The organism is Sphingobium sp. UBA5915, assembly GCF_002431195.1.
In the GTDB taxonomy this organism is placed as follows: Bacteria; Pseudomonadota; Alphaproteobacteria; order Sphingomonadales; family Sphingomonadaceae; genus Sphingobium; species Sphingobium soli.
In genome coordinates this window covers 1-20,604 of the sequence record NZ_DJDV01000075.1, presented here as the reverse complement: position 1 = coordinate 20,604, position 20,604 = coordinate 1, and the positions used below count along the sequence as shown (strand labels likewise).

20 protein-coding genes and 2 tRNA genes are annotated in these 20,604 nt (G+C 63.0%); 8 read left to right on the top strand and 14 right to left on the bottom strand.

The window, feature by feature from the left end; genetic code table 11:
- Positions 1–19 precede the first annotated feature (19 nt).
- The 7 genes from B2V90_RS12230 to B2V90_RS12200 form a co-directional block, all read right to left on the bottom strand.
- Complete coding sequence (locus B2V90_RS12230; protein ID WP_228220761.1) at positions 20–811, bottom strand: phosphoadenylyl-sulfate reductase; 792 nt, start codon at positions 809–811, stop codon at positions 20–22.
- On the bottom strand, positions 804–1,244 hold the full coding sequence (locus tag B2V90_RS12225) for a DUF934 domain-containing protein (RefSeq protein WP_228220762.1): 441 nt from the start codon (positions 1,242–1,244) through the stop codon (positions 804–806). Before B2V90_RS12225 ends, B2V90_RS12230 begins: the two co-directional genes overlap by 8 nt.
- On the bottom strand, positions 1,237–2,868 hold the full coding sequence (locus B2V90_RS12220; protein WP_228220763.1) for a nitrite/sulfite reductase: 1,632 nt from the start codon (positions 2,866–2,868) through the stop codon (positions 1,237–1,239). The genes B2V90_RS12225 and B2V90_RS12220 overlap by 8 nt, the downstream gene beginning before the upstream one ends.
- Before the next feature lie 3 nt (positions 2,869–2,871).
- Positions 2,872–3,168: a DUF2849 domain-containing protein gene (locus B2V90_RS12215; RefSeq protein WP_228220764.1), complete on the bottom strand. Its 297-nt coding sequence runs from the start codon at positions 3,166–3,168 to the stop codon at positions 2,872–2,874.
- On the bottom strand, positions 3,165–3,971 hold the full coding sequence (cobA, locus tag B2V90_RS12210; RefSeq protein ID WP_228220765.1) for a uroporphyrinogen-III C-methyltransferase: 807 nt from the start codon (positions 3,969–3,971) through the stop codon (positions 3,165–3,167). Before cobA ends, B2V90_RS12215 begins: the two co-directional genes overlap by 4 nt.
- 88 nt (positions 3,972–4,059) lie before the next feature.
- Positions 4,060–5,493: a succinylglutamate-semialdehyde dehydrogenase gene (gene astD, locus B2V90_RS12205; RefSeq protein WP_228220766.1), complete on the bottom strand. Its 1,434-nt coding sequence runs from the start codon at positions 5,491–5,493 to the stop codon at positions 4,060–4,062.
- Between the two features lie 51 nt (positions 5,494–5,544).
- The gene (locus B2V90_RS12200) at positions 5,545–6,939 is read right to left on the bottom strand and encodes a protein adenylyltransferase SelO (protein ID WP_228220767.1); all 1,395 of its coding nucleotides are present in this window, start codon (positions 6,937–6,939) and stop codon (positions 5,545–5,547) included.
- A 37-nt stretch (positions 6,940–6,976) separates the two neighbouring features.
- Here B2V90_RS12200 and B2V90_RS12195 point away from each other — a divergent pair, with 37 nt between their 5' ends.
- The 4 genes from B2V90_RS12195 to B2V90_RS12180 all read left to right on the top strand — a co-directional run bounded on the left by B2V90_RS12195 (position 6,977) and on the right by B2V90_RS12180 (position 10,711).
- Positions 6,977–7,852: an alpha/beta fold hydrolase gene (locus B2V90_RS12195; protein WP_228220768.1), complete on the top strand. Its 876-nt coding sequence runs from the start codon at positions 6,977–6,979 to the stop codon at positions 7,850–7,852.
- Positions 7,845–8,978, top strand: coding sequence for a glycosyltransferase (locus B2V90_RS12190; RefSeq protein ID WP_228220769.1), 1,134 nt, complete (start codon positions 7,845–7,847; stop codon positions 8,976–8,978). The genes B2V90_RS12195 and B2V90_RS12190 overlap by 8 nt, the downstream gene beginning before the upstream one ends.
- Before the next feature lie 87 nt (positions 8,979–9,065).
- Positions 9,066–10,469: an NAD(P)H-dependent flavin oxidoreductase gene (locus B2V90_RS12185; RefSeq protein WP_228220880.1), complete on the top strand. Its 1,404-nt coding sequence runs from the start codon at positions 9,066–9,068 to the stop codon at positions 10,467–10,469.
- A 5-nt stretch (positions 10,470–10,474) separates the two neighbouring features.
- Positions 10,475–10,711: a DUF2093 domain-containing protein gene (locus tag B2V90_RS12180; RefSeq protein ID WP_228220881.1), complete on the top strand. Its 237-nt coding sequence runs from the start codon at positions 10,475–10,477 to the stop codon at positions 10,709–10,711.
- Positions 10,712–11,016: 305 nt separating this feature from the next.
- On the opposite strand, the gene purU is transcribed toward B2V90_RS12180, so the two are convergent.
- The 3 genes from purU to B2V90_RS12165 all read right to left on the bottom strand — a co-directional run bounded on the left by purU (position 11,017) and on the right by B2V90_RS12165 (position 14,375).
- A complete protein-coding gene (gene purU / locus B2V90_RS12175; RefSeq protein WP_228220882.1) occupies positions 11,017–11,856 on the bottom strand; it encodes a formyltetrahydrofolate deformylase in 840 nt (279 codons plus the stop codon).
- 72 nt (positions 11,857–11,928) lie between these two features.
- Positions 11,929–13,329: a succinylglutamate-semialdehyde dehydrogenase gene (gene astD / locus B2V90_RS12170; RefSeq protein WP_228220883.1), complete on the bottom strand. Its 1,401-nt coding sequence runs from the start codon at positions 13,327–13,329 to the stop codon at positions 11,929–11,931.
- Positions 13,330–13,334: 5 nt separating this feature from the next.
- Positions 13,335–14,375 (bottom strand): 2-oxoadipate dioxygenase/decarboxylase family protein, encoded by a 1,041-nt coding sequence (locus tag B2V90_RS12165; RefSeq protein WP_228220770.1) that lies wholly within the window; start codon positions 14,373–14,375, stop codon positions 13,335–13,337.
- Positions 14,376–14,463: 88 nt separating this feature from the next.
- Between B2V90_RS12165 and gcvA the strand changes: the two genes are divergently transcribed.
- Positions 14,464–15,357 carry a transcriptional regulator GcvA gene (gene gcvA, locus B2V90_RS12160; protein WP_228220771.1) on the top strand — a complete coding sequence of 298 codons (894 nt, stop codon included), beginning with the start codon at positions 14,464–14,466 and terminating at the stop codon, positions 15,355–15,357.
- A gap of 7 nt (positions 15,358–15,364) precedes the next feature.
- On the opposite strand, the gene B2V90_RS12155 is transcribed toward gcvA, so the two are convergent.
- Positions 15,365–16,372, bottom strand: a complete 1,008-nt coding sequence (locus tag B2V90_RS12155) for an SPOR domain-containing protein (RefSeq protein WP_414711603.1) — start codon at positions 16,370–16,372, stop codon at positions 15,365–15,367.
- 170 nt (positions 16,373–16,542) lie between these two features.
- On the opposite strand from B2V90_RS12155, the gene B2V90_RS12150 reads away from it, so the two are divergent.
- Genes B2V90_RS12150 through B2V90_RS12140 form a run of 3 tightly spaced genes read left to right on the top strand, consistent with a single transcriptional unit; the run spans position 16,543 to position 19,192 of the window.
- Positions 16,543–17,259 (top strand): ParA family protein, encoded by a 717-nt coding sequence (locus B2V90_RS12150; RefSeq protein WP_228220773.1) that lies wholly within the window; start codon positions 16,543–16,545, stop codon positions 17,257–17,259.
- 15 nt (positions 17,260–17,274) lie between these two features.
- Complete coding sequence (locus B2V90_RS12145) at positions 17,275–17,832, top strand: hypothetical protein (RefSeq protein ID WP_228220774.1); 558 nt, start codon at positions 17,275–17,277, stop codon at positions 17,830–17,832.
- Between the two features lie 4 nt (positions 17,833–17,836).
- A complete protein-coding gene (locus tag B2V90_RS12140) occupies positions 17,837–19,192 on the top strand; it encodes an SPOR domain-containing protein (RefSeq protein ID WP_228220884.1) in 1,356 nt (451 codons plus the stop codon).
- A gap of 87 nt (positions 19,193–19,279) precedes the next feature.
- Here B2V90_RS12140 and B2V90_RS12135 read toward each other — a convergent pair.
- From B2V90_RS12135 to B2V90_RS12125, 3 genes are all read right to left on the bottom strand, one after another.
- Positions 19,280–19,354 (bottom strand) — tRNA-Asn (locus B2V90_RS12135).
- Positions 19,355–19,442: 88 nt separating this feature from the next.
- A complete protein-coding gene (locus B2V90_RS12130; protein WP_228220775.1) occupies positions 19,443–20,435 on the bottom strand; it encodes a threonine ammonia-lyase in 993 nt (330 codons plus the stop codon).
- 82 nt (positions 20,436–20,517) lie between these two features.
- Positions 20,518–20,592, bottom strand: a tRNA-Asn gene (locus tag B2V90_RS12125).
- Positions 20,593–20,604 lie beyond the last annotated feature (12 nt).

The following is a 20,604-nucleotide window of genomic DNA, read 5'->3' as shown; positions in this document are numbered from 1 at the left end:
CGCGAAATGCCGGTCGGCCTCAGAACACAGGCATATTCGCCGGATCATTGGCTTCGTCGTCTGGTCCCGAAATTGGACTGACCGGGGAATGGATGCCGCATTCCACCTTGTCCCAGCCACGCCAGCGCCCGGCGCGCGGGTCTTCGCCGGGCAGCACCTTGGACGTGCAGGGCTCGCAGCCGATTGACAGATAGCCCTGCGCCTCCAGCGGATGCCGCGGCAGATCGTGCTCGGCGAAATAGGCTTCCAGATCGGTCTTGGTCCAGTCGCCCAGCGGATTGATCTTCAATCGGCCGTCCTCCACCTCGAACCGGGGAAGGTTCTGACGGGTCACGGACTGGAACGCCTTGCGGCCCGAAATCCAGGCGTCCAGGCCATCCTTGGCGCGCTTCATAGGCTCGACCTTGCGAATCTCGCAGCACCCATCGGGATCATAGGACCAGCGCAAGCCCGTTGCGTCCTTGCTGGCAATGGCATCGGGAAGGGGCGTCACGGTGCGGCTGTCGGTAAACCCCAGCCGCTTGATGAGTGTGTCCCTATAATTCAGCGTTTCCGCGAACATTTTGAGCGTGTCGACGAAGATTACCGGCACGGTCCGGTCCGCCCTGGCCACCAGATCCAGCAGCACGGCGCTTTCGGTGCCGAAAGAGGAGACGACCGCGACGTTGCCAGCCAGGCCCTCGGCGAACACGGTCTTGAGCATCGTCAACGTGTCGATGCCTTCAAACCGCGCGTTGAGCGCGTCGGCATCGCCCTGCGTGAAGGCAGGGCGCGCGTCGATAATGTCGATCTTGCGGGCAGGTTCAGCCATCTATGTTCTCCGGATGCCGCTTCGCCCAGATGGGCGCACGGCCATCGACCGATTTTTGGTAGACATCGGCGTAGCGCGTAAGCGCACGCTCGACCGCTTCGGCGTCCAGCGGCTTGGCAGGGTGGAAACTATCAAAGCCGCAACGGCGCATGGCGACGATCTGATCGACCAGAACATCGCCTACCGCGCGTAATTCCCCCGCATAGCCTGCTTCGCGCAGGATGCGGGCGGCCGAGTAGCCGCGCCCGTCGCCAAAAGCGGGAAAGTTCACTTCGACCAGCGAGAGCCTGTCGAGATGCGGCAGCAATTCGCGCGCATCCTCGCCCGCCTCGATCCGCACCGCGGTGGAGTTGGACTGGCCGGTGAAGGCTTCGACCGTAACGGTCGGTTCCTGCGTGGCGTCATCCTCACGGAAGGACAGGAATTCAACCATAGATCGCCTCCTTGAAGGGCTTCATGCCGATGCGGCGATAGGTGTCCAGGAAGCGCTCGTCGCCCTCGCGCTGGGCCAGATAGATGTCTGTCACCTTCTCGATCGCGTCGACGACGCCATCTTCGGAAAAACCGGGGCCGGTGATCTGCCCCAGCGAAGCATCGTCCGCGCCCGAACCGCCCAGCAGCAGCTGGAAATTTTCCACGCCCTTCCGGTCCACGCCCAATATGCCGATATGACCGGCATGATGGTGGCCGCAGGCGTTGATGCAGCCTGAAATCTTGAGCTTCAATTCGCCCAGCTCTGCTTGCCTTTCCGCGTCGGCAAACCGCTGCGCGATTTTCTGTGCCAGCGGGATCGACCGCGCATTGGCGAGCGCGCAATAATCCAGGCCAGGGCAGGCGATGATGTCAGTGATAAGGTCAAGATTGGCCTCGGCCAGCCCTGCCTCTTCCAACTTCTGCCAGATGGCGTACAGGTCCGACTTTTTCACGTCCGGCAGAACCAGGTTCTGCGCATGCGTCACCCGGATTTCGTCCAGGCTATATTGCTCGGCCAGCGACGCCACCAGTTCGATCTGCTCGGCCGAAGCGTCGCCAGGGATGCCGGTCAGCGGCTTCAAACTGATATTGACGATGGCATAGCCTGGCGCCTTGTGCGCCGCCACTTGCCGATCGACCCACAGGGCAAAGGCGGGGTCGCTGCGGTCAATATCCTCGCTAAGCCCGGTTTCATAGGCTGGCGGTGCGAAAAAGGCGCGGATGCGGTCCAGTTCCTCGACCGGCGGGTTGAGGCCGAGCGTGCGCATATGCGCAAACTCTTCCTCAACCTGCCGCTGATATTCCTCGACGCCCAGTTCGTGGACCAGAATCTTGATCCGGGCCTTGTATTTGTTATCGCGGCGCCCATAGCGATTATAGACGCGCAGGCATGCTTCCAGATAGGAAATGATCTCGTCTTCGGGCACGAAATCGCGGATCAGAGGAGCAACCATCGGGGTGCGCCCCATGCCGCCCCCGGCATAGACTTCCGCGCCAATCGCGCCGTCGCGCTCCACCAGCTTCAGCCCGATATCGTGCAACCGCATCGCAGCGCGATCTTCGTCAGACGCAATCACCGCAATCTTGAACTTGCGCGGCAGATAGGTGAATTCGGGGTGAAAGCTTGACCATTGGCGTAGCAGTTCGGCCCAGGGGCGGGGGTCCGCCACTTCGTCGGCAGCAACGCCCGCATATTGGTCGGACGAGATGTTGCGGATGCAATTGCCGCTGGTCTGGATCGCGTGCATTTCGACGGTCGCCAACTCAGCGAGAATGTCGGGTGCGTCGGCCAGTTTGATCCAGTTATATTGCAGGTTCTGGCGCGTCGTGAAGTGGCCATAACCGCGGTCATATTTCTGCGCGATCTCGCCCAGCTTACGCATCTGCCTGGCCGACAGCGTGCCATAGGGGATGGCGACGCGCAGCATATAGGCGTGCAATTGCAGATAAAGGCCGTTCATCAGCCGCAGCGGCTTGAACTGATCCTCAGTTAACGCCCCGGTCAGGCGGCGCTGCACCTGATCGCGAAATTCCTCGACGCGGGCGTCCACCATGGACTGGTCATAGCTGTCATAACGATACATGGTTCAGATCACCCAATTGCCGGCATCGGCATCGTTCGGTTTCAGGGTCAGGTCGGGTCGCACCGTGGGGCCGAGCGCGCGAATGCGGTCCTTGATATGCGCGGGGCGAACGCCCTCGTCGGTTATGGTGGCGTCGATCACGTAGGCGCCCACGACGCGCAAGGCCGCTTCCTCGGTCCGCGCAAGGTCCTCGCCGGTCTGCCCTACGTCGATGCTGTCGCCCACCTGGCGCGACCAGCCGTCGCCCGCCCACCAGATGACGTCGCCACTCACCAGGTCATTGCCCGTCAATATCTTCATTCTACCCTTTTCCCGCCGGTGGCCCGACCTTCTTGAGTGTTTGCCAGCGCACGGCAGGTGTCGAGCATATCATGCGCCAGTGCGTGTGCCGCCACTTCGCCCACCACGATCAGCGCCGGGCTGACAATTTTTTCGCGCACCACCATGTCGCCCAGATCAGCAAGCAATGTCCGCAGCGTCCGCATCTCGGGCCGGGTTCCGTTTTCCAGAACCGCTACTGGCAGCGCGGGCGAAACGCCGTCCGCGATCAATTTGTCGGCAATATCGGTCGCGGTCGCCACGCCCATATAGATGACGAGCGTACGCCCGATTCCCGCCAGGCCCGACCAGTCCTGATCCGAAAGGCCCTTGCACTGGCCAGCGACAAAGGTCACGGCGCTGGACGCGGCGCGATGGGTAAGGGGAAGCTGCGCCTGCGCCGCGCTACCGATGGCTGCGCTGATGCCCGGAACCACCTCGACCGGCACGCCCGCCGTGCGGCAGGCATCCACTTCCTCGCCGCCCCGGCCAAAGATGAAAGGATCGCCACCCTTCAACCGCACGATCTTGCGCCCTTCGCGCGCCAGATCGATCAGTAAGACATTGATCGCATCCTGCGGCATGGAATGGCGGCTGCGTTGCTTGGCGACCGAAATAAGCTCTGCGTCCGGCGAAGCCAGCGCCAGGATAGCGTCCGACACCAGACCGTCATGCACGATGACGTCGGCCTCGCCGATCAGGCGTGCGGCTTTGATCGTCAGCAAGTCCGGATCGCCCGGACCTGCGCCGACCAAAAAGACGGTGGCAGGGATAATGTCATCCATGCCATTGCAGATGGCCAATGCCCCGTCGCAGTTCAATTCAGAATGGATATGCGGGGGATTAGGAAATGTTTTTGCGCCAATGCCGGCCTCATTCGCCCATCGCGCTGACGTCTATGTCCTTAAGGCCAACGCCAATGGAGGCGCGTGGCTTCTCCAGCTCCGCCGAAACGACGGGATAGGCGCAATAGTCCGCGGCATAATAGGCGCCTGGCCGATGGTTGCCCGAAATGCCGATGCCCCCGAACGGCGCATTGGATGCTGCGCCGTTGGTGGGACGATTCCAGTGAATGACGCCGGCGCGGACATTGGACCAGAATTGATTATATTGTTCCGGTGATCCGCCGACGAGCGAAGCCGCCAGCCCATAGCGGCTGTTATTGGCCTCCGCGATCGCCTCGCCGAAATCGCTCACCCGGATCACCTGCAACAAGGGTCCGAACAGCTCGACATCGGGCCGTTCCTTCATATTCGTCACATCGATGATTGCTGGACTGAGGAAAGGGAGGCCGGGCCGTGTGCGCACCATATGCTTGATCGGGCGCCCGCCATTGCTCATCAGCCACAGAAAGCTTTCGGTCAAACCGTCCGCGACCTGATTGTCGATGACCGGACCCATATAGGGCGTCGGCGTCGCATGGGGCTGATCGACGATCAAGCGGTCGGCCAGTTTCTTGACTTCGGCAATCAGCGTGTCGGCGATGTTGTCCCGCACGATCAGGCGACTAGCAGCGGTGCATCTTTGCCCGCTCGTCAGGAAAGCGGATTGCACGACGATGGCGGCGGCGGCCGGAATTTCTGGCGTATCCCATACCAGGATGGGATTGTTGCCGCCCATTTCCAGTGCCAGGATCTTCGACGGCTGCGCCGCGAACTGGCGATTGATCGCAATACCGGTTTGCGCAGACCCGGTGAATAATATGCCGCCGACATCCGCGTGGGAAGCCAGTGCCTTCCCTATGTCGGGGCCACCCTGCAACAATCGCATCGCGCCTGTTGGAATTCCCGCTTCGTGCAGCAACCGCACCAGCATTTCACCAACGGCCGGGGTCCGGTCAGAGGGTTTGAACACGACGGCATTGCCCGCGAGCAGCGCAGGGATGATATGTGCGCCCGGTAGTTGCGCGGGGGCATTGTAAGGTCCCAACACCGCCATGACGCCATGGGGTTTGTGCCGGACGGACTGGCGTGCGCCCATATTGGCTTCCAGCCGACGTTGACCCGTGCGTTCCGAATAAGCGGCAACGCTGATATCGACCTTGCCCATCAACGCCGCTACTTCGTCGCGCGCCTCCCAAAGCGGCTTTCCTGTTTCTCGCGCGATCAGGTCGGCCAGCGCTTCGTCTTCGCGCCGAACGACATTGACGAAGCGGCGCAGCGTTTCGATGCGATAGGCGATGGGCTGCGCCGCCCATCGCGGCCAGCTCGCGCGCGCAGCGGCGACTTCCGCTTCGACATCGCCCGGCTCCCCCTGCCAAAGCAGGGTACCCGTGGCGGGTTCGTGGGATGTAAGCGACGCGACCATTTGGATAACGCTATGCGGGAAATTGGTTAACGAAATGAGAGGGTGTCGGGATCATGCCACTGACACGCTGCCATGGGCCGCGCCCATGCGACGGATCGCAGCGACCTTGGCATAGAGCGGTTCCCAATCATCATGCCGGTCGATGGCGCTCCAGATCGCCTCGACCTCTTCGATGTGCATCGAGCACGGTTCTGCATCCTGCCAGTAATCATGCATTCGGGCATCAGGCTCCGGCTCGCACGCCACGATGCTCTCCCGGACCGGCGCCCATGCCGCATCTGCATAGACAGCAGGTGCGGGCGCGACGCCGCCGCGCCAGTCATGGAAGAACCGGTCGATAGGCGTGCCGGTTTGCGTCATGCCGCGTACGGCCGCCTCGATCATCGAACCGGACTGCGCATTTTCCTGAACGCCAAGCCGCCAGCAGAAACGCCGCTGCACGGCAGCGCCATACAGGTCTGGAAAGCGTTCCAGTTGCGCTACGAGCGGCTCTGCCGGCGTGATCACCCGAAGCGACACGGCCAGTTGCGCCACGTCCCAATGGATAGCCTCGGCCTGCCGACCGAAGGCGTAAAGGCCGCCATGGTCGAAATAGGCGGCGGTGAAGGCGGGCTCCCATAATGGCGTGAAACGCCAGGGACCATAGTCGAAACTCTCGCCCGTGACGTTGATATTGTCGCTGTTGAGCACGCCGTGGACGAAGCCAGCCACCATATAGCTTGCAGCCAGATCGGCGGTGCGCTCGACCACAAGGCCGAGCAATTGGGCCGCAGGATCATCTCCAGGCATCTCGTCGTATAGATGCCTCAGCGCATAATCGGTCAATCGCTCCAGCAGCGCTGCGTCTTCCAGAAATGCCGCCCTCTGGAATGTGCCGATGCGGATATGGGAATGGCTCAGGCGCACCATGGCGGCGCCCCGTGTCGGGGACGGCTCGTCATTGCGCTCCAGCGCTTCGCCCGTCTCGATAATGGAGAGCGTGCGCGACGTATTGACGCCCAAGGCCTCCAGCATCTCCGTCGCCAGAATCTCGCGCACGCCGCCCTTCAGCGTCAGCCGCCCGTCGCCAAATCGGCTATGGGGGGTTTGTCCCGAACCCTTGGTGCCAAGGTCCATCAGGCGGCCTTGGCGGTCGCGCAACTGGGCAAACAGGAACCCGCGGCCATCACCGATGTCGGGATTGTAATGGCGGAACTGGTGGCCATGATAGCGCAGCGCCAGCGGCTGGGGCAGGCTGCCTGCAAGCGGCGCAAAGCGGCCGAAATGGGCGATCCAGGCATCATCGGTCAGCCCATCGAGCCCAACATCAGCCGCAGCACGGTCATTGCGATAGCGCAGGATGGTCTGTGGGAAATCGGCGGCGGCCACTGGATCGGCGATGTCGGGCATCAACGCGTCGATTTCGGTCGCGGGACGATAATTGGCGGCTTGCGGCGTCTGGCTCATGCGGCGATATGGGGGTGTCAGGGCGGAAGGATCAAGTTTGACCGGCTATACGGATGGATATTGGTGGTCACCCGACGGGCTGCGGCTCCATTATCGGGATTATATCAGGCAAGGCGCCGATGATGGTCGGCCGCCTTTGCTTTGCCTGCCCGGCCTGACGCGCAATGCGCGCGATTTCGAGCCGCTGGCTGAACGACTTTCGGGCCAATGGCGCCTTATCTGTCCCGACATGCGCGGCCGTGCGGAAAGCGCCTATGCCAAGGACGCAATGAGCTATGTGCCGCTGACCTATCTCCAGGATATCAGCCGCCTGCTTGCCGATCTGGCGATCACCAGATTCGTCGCGATCGGAACGTCGCTGGGCGGCATCCTTACCATGTTGATCGCTGCCACCCATCGCGAATGGCTTGCGGGCGCGTTGCTCAATGATGTTGGCCCGGCGCTGGACCCCGCCGGGCTTGACCGCATCCGCTCCTATGTCGGCGTCGGGCAATCCCATCCGACCTGGGTTCATGCCGCCCGCGCGCTCGCTGACGCCAATGGTGACGTTTATCCGCGCTATGGCCTGGAACAATGGATCGCCATGGCCAAGCGCCTCTATCGCCTCAACAGCGGCGGGCGCATCGTGCTGGACTATGACATGAAGATTGCCGAACCCATTCGCGCGATGGGCAGCGAAACCGGGGTCGATATGTGGCCCGTCATGCCCGCCTTTGGCGGTATTCCGACGCTGCTGCTGCGCGGGGCGCGTTCCGATCTGCTGAGCGCCGACAATGCCCTTCGGATGGCGCGCGACATTGGCGAAAGCGCTGAACTGGTCACCGTGCCTGATGTGGGCCATGCGCCAGTGCTCGACGAACCCGAGAGTCTGGCTGCGATCGACCGGCTGCTCGATCGGGTGTTGCGTGGCTGAACCACCGCATATTCTCCATGTCCATGGCAGCTTTTCCCTCGGCGGTAAGGAAGCGCGCGCAACCCGCCTGATGAACATCTGGGGCGACAAGGCGCGCCACAGCATTATGAGCGCCGATCCGTTCGCCATGGGCGCGCGCGACGCCATCGATCCGGGTATTGAGGTCGCTTATCCCGATGCCCCGTCCTTTGCGGGCAAGCCCGGCTTTGCGCGCTATCGCGAAATCCGTGCTTTCCTCAAAGGCTTCAACCTTGTCCTGACTTATAATTGGGGGGCGATGGACGCAGTGATGGCCCATCGCCTGGGCGGCGGGACGGCCAAGGGGCTGCCGCCGCTCATCCATCATGAAGATGGCTTCAATGCGGATGAGGCAGAGGGATTAAAGACCAAGCGGAATCTTTTTCGCCGCATTGCGCTCCAAAGGGCGCATGGCCTTGTCGTGCCTTCGGTGCTGCTGGAAGGCATTGCGTGCAACGTCTGGAAGCAACCCGCGCATAGGCTGCACCTTATCCGCAATGGCATTGACGTCGCGCGCTATGGCGTCCCGCCCGTGACAGACGCAATTCCCGGTCTGGTGCGCACGCCCGGCAAGCTGCTGGTCGGCACGCTTGCCGGATTGCGCGCGGTCAAGAATATCCCCCGGCTGGTCCGTGCGGTCGCAGCGCACAAGGATCGGCTGCAATTGGTCGTGGTGGGGGAAGGGCCTGAGCGAGCGGCGATCATCGCCGAGGCAGCCGCCCACGGACTGCACGATATGCACATGGCGGGCTTTCTTGACCGCCCCTGGCGCTTCGTCGGTCTGTTCGATATCTTTGCCCTGTCTTCGGATAGCGAGCAATTTCCGATTTCGCTGGTGGAGGCTATGGCCGCCGGACTGCCTGCTGCTTCGATGGATGTCGGTGATGTCGCCAACATGGTTGCGCCGGAAAACCGCCCCTTCGTCGTATGCGATGAGCAAGGGCTGGCTCACGCGCTCGGGCAACTGGCTGCTGACACTGAACTGCGTGCCCGGCTAGGCGCCGCCAATCAGGCGCGCGCCGCCCGCGATTTCGCGGAGGAAACTATGGTAAATGCTTATGCGTCTCTCTACGGCGAAGCTCTGGCCAGCCCCATGATTTTGCGCTAGGGCGCGCGAAATTCGTCATGGGCAGCCGATGCTGCTATAAGGTCGCTTTACCCGGACATGGATCGGGCGCATGTGCAGGAGATGTCGTTGTTCAAGGGGTTGAAGCCCATCGTCTATGGCGGCCGCGAAGTCTGGCCGCTGGTCGAAGGCGGCAAGGGTGTCGCCGTGTCCAACCACGCCAGTTCAGGTGCGTGGGCAGCTGCCGGTGGGATCGGAACAGTGTCCGCAGTCAACGCGGACAGCTATGACAGTTTCGGTAACATCATTCCCCAGATCTACCATGGCCGCACCCGGCGCGACCGGCATGAAGAACTGATCGCCTATGCGATCGATGGCGCGGTCGAGCAGGTGAAGCGCGCGTTCGAGATTGCCGGGGGCAAGGGCGCGATCAACATCAACGTCCTATGGGAAATGGGCGGCGCGCAGCGCGTGCTGCATGGCGTATTGGAAAAGACGCGCGGCATGGTGGCAGGCGTCACCTGCGGCGCGGGCATGCCTTACAAGCTTTCCGAAATCGCGGCATCCTATGACGTGTCCTATCTGCCCATCGTGTCTTCGGGTCGCGCCTTCCGCGCTTTGTGGAAGCGTGCCTATTCCAAGGCGTCGGAATGGCTGGCGGCGGTGGTCTATGAAGATCCGTGGCTGGCCGGCGGCCATAATGGCCTTTCCAATGCCGAGGATCCACGTGCGCCGCAGGATCCCTATCCCCGCGTCAAGGCACTGCGCGACACGATGCGCGAAGGCGGCATTTCGGATGATGTGCCCATCGTCATGGCCGGGGGTGTCTGGGCGCTCAAGGACTGGAACGACTGGATCGATAACCCCGAACTTGGCTCCATCATGTTCCAGTTCGGCACTCGTCCGTTGCTGACGCAGGAAAGCCCCATCCCCCAGGAATGGAAAGATCGCCTGCTGCACCTGGAGCCTGGTGACGTTCTGCTGCACAAATTTTCGCCGACCGGTTTCTACAGTTCGGCGATCCGCAATCCTTTCCTGCGGTCGCTCGAAGCGCGGTCGGAACGGCAAATTCCTTTCAGCACGGAACAGGCGGGCGACCACACGCATCAGCTGGATGTTGGCGTAAAGGGCAGGAATTTCTGGGTGACGCTGGGCGATCTTCAGCGCGCCCGCCAATGGTTTGGCGCTGGCTTCACCTCCGCCCTGAAAACGCCAGACAATACGCTGGTGTTCGTGACCGAAGAAGAAAAAGCGGAAATCCGCAAGGATCAGACCGATTGCATGGGTTGCCTCAGCCAATGCGCCTTTTCCAGCTGGATGGATAGCGAAACCAACTCCACTGGCCGCCTGGCCGATCCACGCAGCTTCTGCATCCAGAAATCGCTCCAGGAATCGGTTCATGGCGGCGATCTCGACAAGAATCTGCTATTTGCGGGCCATGCGGCCTATCGTTTCAAGCAGGATCCCTTCTATTCGAATGGATTCGTCCCGACCGTAAAGCAACTGGTCGATCGTATCCTGACGGGCGATTGATGCAGATGATCGGCGATGTCCCGGGCTTGGCCGTCCTGGAATATGATGCGGCGGATTTTGCGATCATCCGGCCCGGGCAATTTGTGCTCTGCGCGGTTTCGGGCGCGCGCATCGATTTGCAGGACCTGAAATATTGGAGCGCCCGCTGGCAGGAAGCCTATCTGGGGGCTGAAGAGGCGACAGCGGCATATCTTCGCCACCAGCTTCCGGTGGCTGAAGATGATATTGCCAGGCACGATTAGCCGCGATCAGCCTTCGATTTTTATTCCAAGCTGGCCTTCACATTTCGCAATTTTCCAGTTTCGTTAACGGCCGCTTTGTTGTAATCTTTCGCCAGAAGCGACGAAGATCGCTCCTGGGTGAAGGATGTCTATTCATGTCTCGTATTGATGTTTTCGGCGACCGTATCTGCATTATCTCCAGCCTGCTGATTGTAGGCTGGTTTTTGTACAGCTTGGTCGGCTGAAAAGCGCGCATTGGCTTTTGACGGTCTACAAGCTCCACAGCGCCTGAGCAGGGCGATTCGGTTGCCCAGAAAATTAGGCGCCTACCGGAAAACGACCGTCTTGCCGCCATTGAGCAGCACGCGCCGGTCGGCGATCCAGGAAACCGCACGGGCAAGCACCTGCGCCTCGATATCGCGGCCGATGCGGATAAGGTCTTCCGGTGTGGCGCGATGATCGACGCGCTCGACCGCCTGTTCGATGATCGGGCCTTCGTCCAGGTCGGCGGTGACGAAATGTGCGGTCGCACCGATCAGCTTGACTCCGCGCTCATGCGCCCGGTGATAGGGGCGCGCGCCCTTGAAGCCAGGAAGGAAGCTGTGGTGGATGTTGACGCAGCGCCCCGCCAGCGGATCGACCAGCTGCTCCGATAGCACCTGCATATAGCGGGCCAGGATCAGATAATCGGAACGGCCGCGCTCGAAAATATCGAGCAACGCGGCCTCTTGCGCTGCCTTGTCGCCGTTCGGCGGTAACTCATGATAGGGGATGCCATGCCATTCGGTGATGCGCCGCATGTCGGGATGGTTGGACACGACGCCCATGATATCTACCGCCAGCATACCGGCCTGCCACCGGTGCAGCAGATCGGCCAGGCAGTGCGATCCCTTCGACACCGCAATCAGCATGCGGGGACGGTGGCGCGCTTCTTCCAGCGACCAATCCATCACGAAGCGCGTACCGATCGTGGCAAAGTCCGCGCGCAGGGTCTGGGTATCGCGCATCCGATCGTCGGTTGCCTCGAACGCGACGCGCATGAAGAACAGGTCCGCGTCGCGATCGGCATATTGCTGGCTGTCAGTGATGAACCCGCCTCGCTCCGCAAGAAACTGGCTGACGGCGGCGACGATGCCGACACGATCGGCGCAGACCAAAGTCAGCACCCAGGATGAATCAGCAACGTGCGGCAACGGCCCCTCCAACGATATGCGGATTATGCCGTTGCCCTAAGCCATTCAGCTGTTCAACCCGTTAACCGGAACCGCGCTGACGCCGTCGGCTTCGAAACTGGCGATCGGATAGGCGCAATAGTCCGCGGCATAATAGGCACTGGGACGGTGATTACCCGATGCGCCCAGGCCCCCGAACGGCATATTGCCCGCAGCGCCCGTCGTCGGGCGGTTGCGATTGACGACGCCGGCGCGGCTTTCTTCCACCACGCGGCGCCAGAGTGCTTCGTCCTGCGATATCAGGCCGGCGGAAAGTCCGAAACTGGTGGCGTTCGCCGTGGCCATCGCCGCATCGAAATCGGGCACGCGCATTACAGAGAGGACCGGCGCGAAAATTTCCGCGTCCGGAGCATCGACGCCGGTCATGTCCAATATGGCGGGCGTTACGAAGGCGGCGCTGCGATCGTCCAGTCCTTCAAAGGGGCGGATTACGCGCGCGCCGCGCGCGATCAGGTCGCTGACAGCCCTGTGGGCGCTGGCGGCAGCCTGATCCGACACCAAAGGTCCCATGAACGCTTCGCCCTGCTCGTTCCAGGCGGCAATCGGCAGTCTGGCTGACAGAGCGGCCGTCGCCTCTACGATGGCGTCACCGGTCGCGCCGTCGGGAACGATCAACCGGCGCGCGCAGGAACAGCGCTGACCGGTCGTGATGAAAGCGGAGTTGATAATGATTGACGCGGCATCATCCGGGCTGTCCCAGGCGATCAGCGGGTTATTGCCGCCCAATTCCAGCGCCATGATGACGTGCGGCCGATCGACCAGAGCCCGGCGCAGTGCTGCGCCAGCGCCCGCTGATCCGGTGAAGAGCAAGCCGTCAATATCGCCAGCGACCAACGCTTCGCCGGTCGCGCGACCGCCCTGAACGACGGTCAACAGGCCATCGGGCAGGCCTGCCGCCGTCCAGGCATCGGCCATGGCTGCGCCGGTGGCGGGCGTGATTTCCGATGGCTTGAACACCACGGCATTGCCCGCGATGAGAGCGGGCACGATATGACCATTGGGCAGATGGCCGGGGAAATTATAGGGGCCAAGCACGGCCATCACGCCATGGCCGCGATGCCGCAGTACCGCGCGGCCAAAGGGCATGTCGGCGGCGCGTTCGCCCGTGCGTTCGGCATGCGCCTTGATCGACACCTCGACCTTGGCGATCATCGACCCGACTTCGGCATCGCTTTCCCACAGTAGTTTGCCGGTTTCCCTTGAGATAAGTTGCGCCAGTTCCGCGCGTCGATCGCCCAATATGGTGGCATAGCTGCGGATGATGGCGATCCGATCGTCCACGGGCAGCGCGCGCCAGCCGGGCAGGGCGGCGCGGGCTGTGGAGATGGCGCGCGCGCAATCGGCGGAGCGCGCCACTGGTCCTTCCCAGATAAGTTCACGCGATGCAGGGTCGAAAGATTGCAGCATATCGGTCACCGGGTCGTCCTTTCCTGCGCTTTTTCCTGTGCGCTCGTCATCGCAAATATGCCGGTCGCGTTGCCGGTGTCGAACGCCAGGTCGATCAGCCCGGTTTCGGGGTCGATGTCCCGGCTGATAAATTCGAAGAAAGAACCGGAAACCTGGCGCGTATCTCCCTCGGCGAACGGGCGCATGACGCTGTCCGCGCGAAATGCCGTTTGGCGCACGCGACCGCTGGCGGAGATTTCCAGCCGCTCCTTCATCGGGCGATCTTCGTCTTTCAGTCGTTGGGCCAGTGTGGCGACATCGGGCACGCGATCGGTCGCATGGTTGAAGGCATTGCCCTCGGTCGCAATCCAGGCCGCTTCGTTGGAACGCGATAGCAGCAGCTGATAGTCAGCGAAGGCCGGGGGGCTATGCTGCCGGTCGAAGGCGGCGACAATGGTCGGCAGGGCGGCCAGCGCGACATCGAAGGCGACAGCTTCACCGGCTGCAAAGCGATTGAGTACAGCCTTCGCCTCATCGTCCAATGGATCGCGTGAGGTGCCGAACACACGCCGGGCGGCTTCGGAAAATTCGGGGTCGAAGCGGTCGACATGGAGTTCGGAAAGGAAGAACTGCGGAATCGCGTCGGGATGATCGATGTGGCGATAGGCGCGCCCGGTCATCTTTAGCCGGTCGAGTGGATAAATAGCCGCCATTTCATAGCCCAGCGGCAGGAAGATGCGGGTGAAGGCATCCTCGCCACCGGGGAGATCACCGGTCGGGCCGTCGGGAAAGCGAATGCTGCGCAGCGCGCCATGGTCGAACACGATCCGGCGGCCACTGGCCAGCGCGTCGGCGACATAGGCGTGGCCGCTCGGCACGCGGCTCAGCAAATCGTGGAATAGCGCGACATTCATCGCCATGGCGAAAGCCGCGCGCGACACCTGACCACTGCGTTCCGCCAGCAGTGCGGGGGCGATGTCCAGCATGTCCAGCGTGCGTCGGCCATCAACGTCGCCAAGGGTGCTCATCACCAGCCGTTCGATGGTGCTCATATTCTCATTCGACATATAAATGCTCCGGCATGACAGACGGATTGTCGCAGGATATGGCAGTTAAGACAAATGGTGTCCTGTCATATGCAGATGAGCTTAGGGAATGAATGAACCGCGCAAATGGTTGCCGCCGATGAGCGCACTGACCGCGTTCGAGGCAGCGGTGCGCCATGGTGGCTTTTCTCGCGCCGGAGAGGAGATCGGCCTGACGCAGAGTGCGGTCAGCCGCCAGATCGCGCAACTGGAAGCGATGTTGCAAACGCCGCTATTCGACCGGATCGGTCGCCGCGTGCGCCTCAACGATGCCGGACGGGTCTATGCCGACGCGTTGCTTCCCGCGCTGGATCGCATCCGCCAGGCGACGGCTCGTGCGGCGGCCCGCGCTCCGCAGACCGCGCTGCGCATCGCAACGCTGCCGAGCTTTGGCATGCGCTGGCTTGCGCCGCGCCTGCCACTGCTGACGGCTCGACATCCTGAGTTGGTGATCGACTTCGCCGCGCGCTCGCAGCCCTTTGATTTCACCCATGAGGATTTCGATGCAGCTGTCCATTTCGGTGTCGCGAAGGACTGGCCGGGGGTGCAGATGGACTTTCTGTTCCGCGAAGAGGCCATTCCCGTCTGCGCGCCCGACTGGCTTGCGGCCCATCCATTGCGGACGCCCGCAGACCTGCTGAATGTTCCGCTGCTCAGCCAGACGTCCCGCAGGGATGCGTGGCCCCGATGGCTGGCGGCGGCCGGGGTCGATGCGTCCGAACTGGCACCTGGCCCGACATTCGAACATTTCCTGATGCTGGCCCAGGCGTCGGCCGCCGGGGCCGGGGTTGCGCTGATCCCCAGCTTTCTCATTCGCCCGGAACTGGATGCGGGCACATTGGTGGTCCCTTTTGCCCGTCCATTGTCCAACGAGCAGGCCTATTATCTGGTCTATCCGCCTGAGGCGCTTTCCCGACCGGCCGTCGCGCAGTTTCGCGACTGGATGCTGGAACAGGCGGCGTGACGCGACGTCACTTCTTCGTGGCGAAACACTCCGAACCCGCAGCCTTGATCCGGCTGCACAGACGTTCCGCGTCACTGCTGGTGGCGATGGGGCCAGCCTGAAGCCGCGTGACATTGCCGACGCGGACCAAATAGGGCTGATAGGCGGACAGGCCACTCACCTTGCCAGTCAAGCGACCCCACAGCGTACGCGCGCTGCCTTCCTGACCAAAGGCGCCAAGCTGAACCCGCCAATCCCCTGATGCGGCCGGCGCAGGCGCCGGGCGTGGTTGCGGCTTGGGCTCAGCCTTTGGCTGTGGCGTTGCCTGTGGTGCCGCAGCGGCCTGCTGAACGGGCTTTGCCTTGACGATGGGCGCCGGCGTCGATGCCGGAATGTCGGTCGCGCGCACGGACGAAGGGCCAGGACGGACCGGTGCGGCAGGCGTGTTTGCCGACAGGTCGCCTTTGCCCTTTTCAATGTTGACCGCCAGGGCCAGGCCCTGCTTGCGCTGATCGTCGGGAATATATTTGTCCATCTGGGCCAGGCTGGTCGTGGCCTGCGTCAGGCCCGAGGCCGACGCGCGGCTCATCAACGCATAAGCGCGCACCCAGTCCTTTGCGATCAGGTCACCGTTAAACAGCGCCGTGCCGACAATATATTGCGCGCGGGGTTCGCCCCGCATCGCGGCGCGTTGCAGATAGGGCATGGCATTGCTGCGGTCGCCCTGTTGGAACATCAGCAGGCCCAGATTGTCTTCGGCGCGCAAATGGCCCTGCGCCGCCGCCTTCCGATACCAGTCGAGCGCCACCCTGAAATCGGGCTGGACACCCCTGCCAAGCTTGTAGGCCTGACCCATGTTGAACTGCGCATCGGGATCGCCAGCTTCCGCCAAAGGCCGCCATTCGTTGATGGCGCGCGCATAATCGCCTTGCTGCCAGGCATCGACGCCTGCCTTCACATCGGCCAGCGCCGGAGCGCCCATGCCCAGCATCGCCACCAGCGCCACCGTCCCGATCCTATGCCCCATGATGTGCATCCGTGTCATAATCCCTGCCCATTCACTGTCGGACGCTTGTAGCCCGAACGAGGTTAAGAGGCTGTTAGCATAAACGGGTGTCCATTCAGACAGGCTTGGCGCGGTTAACCAAATCTTAGATGCGGCCATGGCATTGCCTTGCGGAACGGGAATGTCTTCGGGGGAAGTGCGTGCGAATTCTGGCATTGGCATCGCAGAAGGGCGGTTCTGGCAAGACGACGCTGTCCGGGCATCTGGCGGTGCAGGCCCAGCGCGCCGGCGCGGGACCGGTCGTCCTTATCGACATCGATCCCCAGGGATCGCTCGCCGACTGGTGGAACGAGCGCGAGGCGGAATTTCCCGCCTTTGCCCAAACCACGGTCGCGCGTCTGGCGTCCGACCTGGAGATATTACGCCAGCAGGGCTTCAAACTCGCCGTCATCGACACGCCGCCCGCCATCACCATGGCGATCCAGAGCGTGATTTCCGTCGCCGAACTGATTGTCGTTCCCACCCGTCCCAGTCCGCATGACCTGCGCGCCGTGGGCGCGACGGTGGATCTGTGCGAGCGGGCGGGCAAGCCGCTGATCTTCGTCGTCAACGCCGCCACGCCAAAGGCACGGATCACGTCCGAAGCGGCCGTCGCCCTGTCACAACATGGCACGGTTGCGCCGGTGACACTGCATCATCGCACCGATTTCGCCGCGTCGATGATCGACGGTCGCACGGTGATGGAAGTGGACCCGCGCGGTCGCTCCGCCGGCGAAGTCGAATCGCTGTGGGCCTATGTCTCCGACCGGCTGGAGAAGAATTTTCGCCGCACGGTCTTTTCCGTGCCCCATGGCAGCGTCGGCACGGTCGCCGCGCGCCCGGTCGGCGGCGGCTTTGGCCGTCGCGTGAGCCAGTAAGGGAGGCACAGGCATATGGGCGAACCCAAACCACTCGCGTCGCTGACGTCCGGCCTGCTTGCCCGCAAGGGCGCGGCCCAACCGGCCATGCGCCGGCCGATGCTCGGCTTTGGCCGCGGGCCGGTGAACGCGCTGCAACAGGATGATCTGGGATGGAACGACATGGGGTTCGACGTGGAACCTGCGCCCCAGCCCGTTGAACAGCCGGTCGCGATCGGCCTGACGCCGATGGGCGTCACGCTGGATGCACCAGTGCCTGCCGTTGTTACTGAGCGTGAGAATCTGGCCGATCGGATCAACGCCGCGCCTGAGGCTGCGAAGCCCAAGCGGGGTAAGCCGGCGAAGCATGTGAAGCCGGTCGTCGACGTGGCTCAGGGACGCAAGGCTGCCTTCACGCTGCGTCTTGACGCGGATCGCCGCCTCAAGCTTCGCCTCGCCAGCGCCGTGACCGGTCGGTCCGCACAGCAGATGCTGACGCAGGCGCTGGACGACCTCCTGATGACCCTGCCGGAAATCGACCGGCTGGCCGAACAGTTGCCGCAGGGGCGGCGCACGATGACGAAGGGTGGATAAGATGATGAATCGCACGACGTTCGGAAAGGCGGCGATATCCTCGCTGATCGTCGCCACCACCATGGTCGGTTGCACGGGGGCGGCATTCCACCCCCGCGCGTCGATCTCCCAGCCCAAGGGCGATGCCGCGAAACTGGCCGCGAAGGCGACCAAGGCGCTGGATGATCGCGATGCCGGCGACGCGGTGAAGGCAGCCGAGGCCGCAGTCCAGATGGCCCCACAAAATGGCGATTATCGTCAGTTGCTCGGGCGCGCCTATGTCCTGGCCGGGCGCTTCGCATCGGCGGAAACAGCTTTGTCCGATGCCTTGGCGCTGGGCAGCAGCGACGCGCGCACGATCGTCAGCCTGGCGCTGGTGCAAGTGGCGCAGGGGAGATCGGACGCCGCCCGCAGCCTGCTCGCCGGCCATGCGGACACGATCCCGGCGTCGGACTATGGCCTGGCCATGGCGATGGCAGGCGATGCGGATAACGGAGTGCGCATTCTGTCGCAGGCGATCCACGATCCTTCGGCGACCGCGCGCACGCGGCAGAATCTGGCCTATGCCTATGCCCTGGCGGGCCGCTGGAAAGATGCGCGATTGGTGGTGGGAATGGACCTCGACCCCGCCGACGCCAACAAGCGCGTGACGGAATGGGCGCAACTTGCCGCGCCCGCGCTTGCGCCGCAGCGTGTTGCCGCACTGATGGGCGTGACCATGAACGAAGCCGATGCGGGGCAGCCCGCAATGCTTGCGCTTGCGCCTTTGGCGCCCGAAGCGGCTGCCGCTGATCCGGTCGCTCTGGCAGCCGCCGCGCCGGAAGCGGTTTCTCAGCCGGCGGCGGACGTTGAGCCGGTCGCCTTCGCCGATGCCGCGCCTGAAGTGCAGCCTGTTCCCAAGCCGATGGTCGCCGCTGCTCCGATCACGCGCGTTGCCGCACGTGACTTCATCGTGGAGAATCGCAATTCGCGGCTGCCAAAGGCCAAGCCCGCCGCAGTCATCAAGCAGGCCGTTGCCCGCCAGCCGGCCGCACGGATGCAGAAGGCCGCCTTCATCAAGCCGGCCTCCAATGCCAGCAACTGGGTCGTGCAATTGGGCGCTTATGACAGTGCCGCGATCGCGCGCGAGAAATGGACCGCCATGGCTGGCCGGAACAGCGCGCTCGGCGCCTTTCCCGTGCTGACCAGCCAGGCGAAGGTTGGCGGTCGGCTTTATCATCGACTGGCGGTGAGCGGCTTTGCCGACCGCAATGACGCGATGACCGCATGTCGCATGATCCGGTCGCAGCATGGGCAATGCTTCGTGCGCGAAACCGCGCCTGGTGCTACGCCACAGCGCTGGGCGGTCTCTGGTCGCGGCCGGCAATACGCCGCGCGCTGATCCCGTTTCGTCCCCAGCATGACGTGAAGCGCGCGGAGCCATCCCGGTTCTGCGCGTTTCTTTTTTCGGGACGATATGGGTGAAAATTGGCTCCCCGAGTAGGATTCGAACCTACGGCCATTCGATTAACAGTCGAATGCTCTACCGCTGAGCTATCGGGGAGCGGCCCCGCACTGAGCCGGGCAGGCCGCGCATATGCAGCGCCAGGCGGGGCTTGGCAAGGGGGAGGAGAGAAATTGTCCCGCCGCCCTCAATCATTTCCGCTGATGATGTCCGCGAACAGATCAGGATCGACGTTGGCGCCGGAAATGACCACGACCCGATCTCCTCCACCACAGGGCGGAGCCTTGCCCGCGAGCAGTGCCGCCAAGGCCACGGCTCCGCCCGGTTCTGTCACCAGTTTCAGCGTCGAGAAGGCAAAGCGCATCGCGGCGCGCACCTCTGCGTCGCTGACCGCGAGGCCACCTGCCAGCAACATTTGGTTGATCGGAAAGGTGAGGGCGCCCGGACTGGGGGCCAGCAGAGCGTCGCAGATGGATGTTGCGCCTGGCGCCACCTGCTCGCGCACGCCGCTGGTCAGTGATCGGGCCGTATCGTCATAGCCGTCCGGTTCGACGCTGTAGAGCGCGATATCGGGGCGCGCTGCCTTGACGGCCGTGGCGATGCCGGAGATCAGTCCGCCACCGCCGCAGCACACCAGGATTTGCGTGATATGGGCCTGCGCCTCCTGCGCCTGATCCAATATTTCCAAGCCGACCGTGCCCTGGCCTGCCATGACATGCGGATCGTCGAAAGAGGGAAGCAGGGTTGCGCCGCCGTCGCGGGCGAGGCGGATCGCGATGTCTTCCCGGCTTTCGGTCAACCGGTCATAGGGAATGATGCGGGCGCCCATCGCGCGCGTGTTGTCGGCCTTGATGGCGGGCGCGTCGGACGGCATGACGATGGTAGCGAGCATGTCGAGCATGCGCGCGGCGCAGGCGACGCCCTGCGCATGATTGCCCGATGACCAGGCGACCACGCCTGCGGCCCGTTCTTCTGGTGACAGGCGCGCCAGGCGATTATAGGCACCGCGGAATTTGAATGATCCGGTATGCTGCGCGCCTTCGAACTTGATGAAGATGCGGCTGCCAATGCGTTCATTGAGCACGCGGTTCTCGATCAGTGGCGTGCGCACCGCTACACCGTCGAGCAGACGGGCGGCGTCCAGCACATCGGCAATCTGGATGGCGGGGGAATCAGACATCGGACACTCCTTGCGACAGACGGCATAGACCGGATGCACGGCGCCTGTCAGTGCAGGATCATCGCATATGTGGAGTGGAAAGTGGCTCCCCGAGTAGGATTCGAACCTACGGCCATTCGATTAACAGTCGAATGCTCTACCGCTGAGCTATCGGGGAGCAACCCGGCTT

Excerpts from the sequence above, each read along its gene's own strand:
- B2V90_RS12230 (WP_228220761.1), bottom strand. The coding sequence starts at position 811 with ATGGCTGAACCTGCCCGCAAGATCGACATTATCGACGCGCGCCCTGCC.
- B2V90_RS12225 (WP_228220762.1), bottom strand. The coding sequence starts at position 1,244 with ATGGTTGAATTCCTGTCCTTCCGTGAGGATGACGCCACGCAGGAACCG.
- B2V90_RS12220 (WP_228220763.1), bottom strand. The coding sequence starts at position 2,868 with ATGTATCGTTATGACAGCTATGACCAGTCCATGGTGGACGCCCGCGTC.
- B2V90_RS12215 (WP_228220764.1), bottom strand. The coding sequence starts at position 3,168 with ATGAAGATATTGACGGGCAATGACCTGGTGAGTGGCGACGTCATCTGG.
- cobA (WP_228220765.1), bottom strand. The coding sequence starts at position 3,971 with ATGGATGACATTATCCCTGCCACCGTCTTTTTGGTCGGCGCAGGTCCG.
- astD (WP_228220766.1), bottom strand. The coding sequence starts at position 5,493 with ATGGTCGCGTCGCTTACATCCCACGAACCCGCCACGGGTACCCTGCTT.
- B2V90_RS12200 (WP_228220767.1), bottom strand. The coding sequence starts at position 6,939 with ATGAGCCAGACGCCGCAAGCCGCCAATTATCGTCCCGCGACCGAAATC.
- B2V90_RS12180 (WP_228220881.1), top strand. The coding sequence starts at position 10,475 with ATGATCGGCGATGTCCCGGGCTTGGCCGTCCTGGAATATGATGCGGCG.
- astD (WP_228220883.1), bottom strand. The coding sequence starts at position 13,329 with ATGCTGCAATCTTTCGACCCTGCATCGCGTGAACTTATCTGGGAAGGA.
- B2V90_RS12165 (WP_228220770.1), bottom strand. The coding sequence starts at position 14,375 with ATGTCGAATGAGAATATGAGCACCATCGAACGGCTGGTGATGAGCACC.
- gcvA (WP_228220771.1), top strand. The coding sequence starts at position 14,464 with ATGAATGAACCGCGCAAATGGTTGCCGCCGATGAGCGCACTGACCGCG.
- B2V90_RS12155 (WP_414711603.1), bottom strand. The coding sequence starts at position 16,372 with ATGCACATCATGGGGCATAGGATCGGGACGGTGGCGCTGGTGGCGATG.
- B2V90_RS12145 (WP_228220774.1), top strand. The coding sequence starts at position 17,275 with ATGGGCGAACCCAAACCACTCGCGTCGCTGACGTCCGGCCTGCTTGCC.
- B2V90_RS12140 (WP_228220884.1), top strand. The coding sequence starts at position 17,837 with ATGAATCGCACGACGTTCGGAAAGGCGGCGATATCCTCGCTGATCGTC.
- B2V90_RS12130 (WP_228220775.1), bottom strand. The coding sequence starts at position 20,435 with ATGTCTGATTCCCCCGCCATCCAGATTGCCGATGTGCTGGACGCCGCC.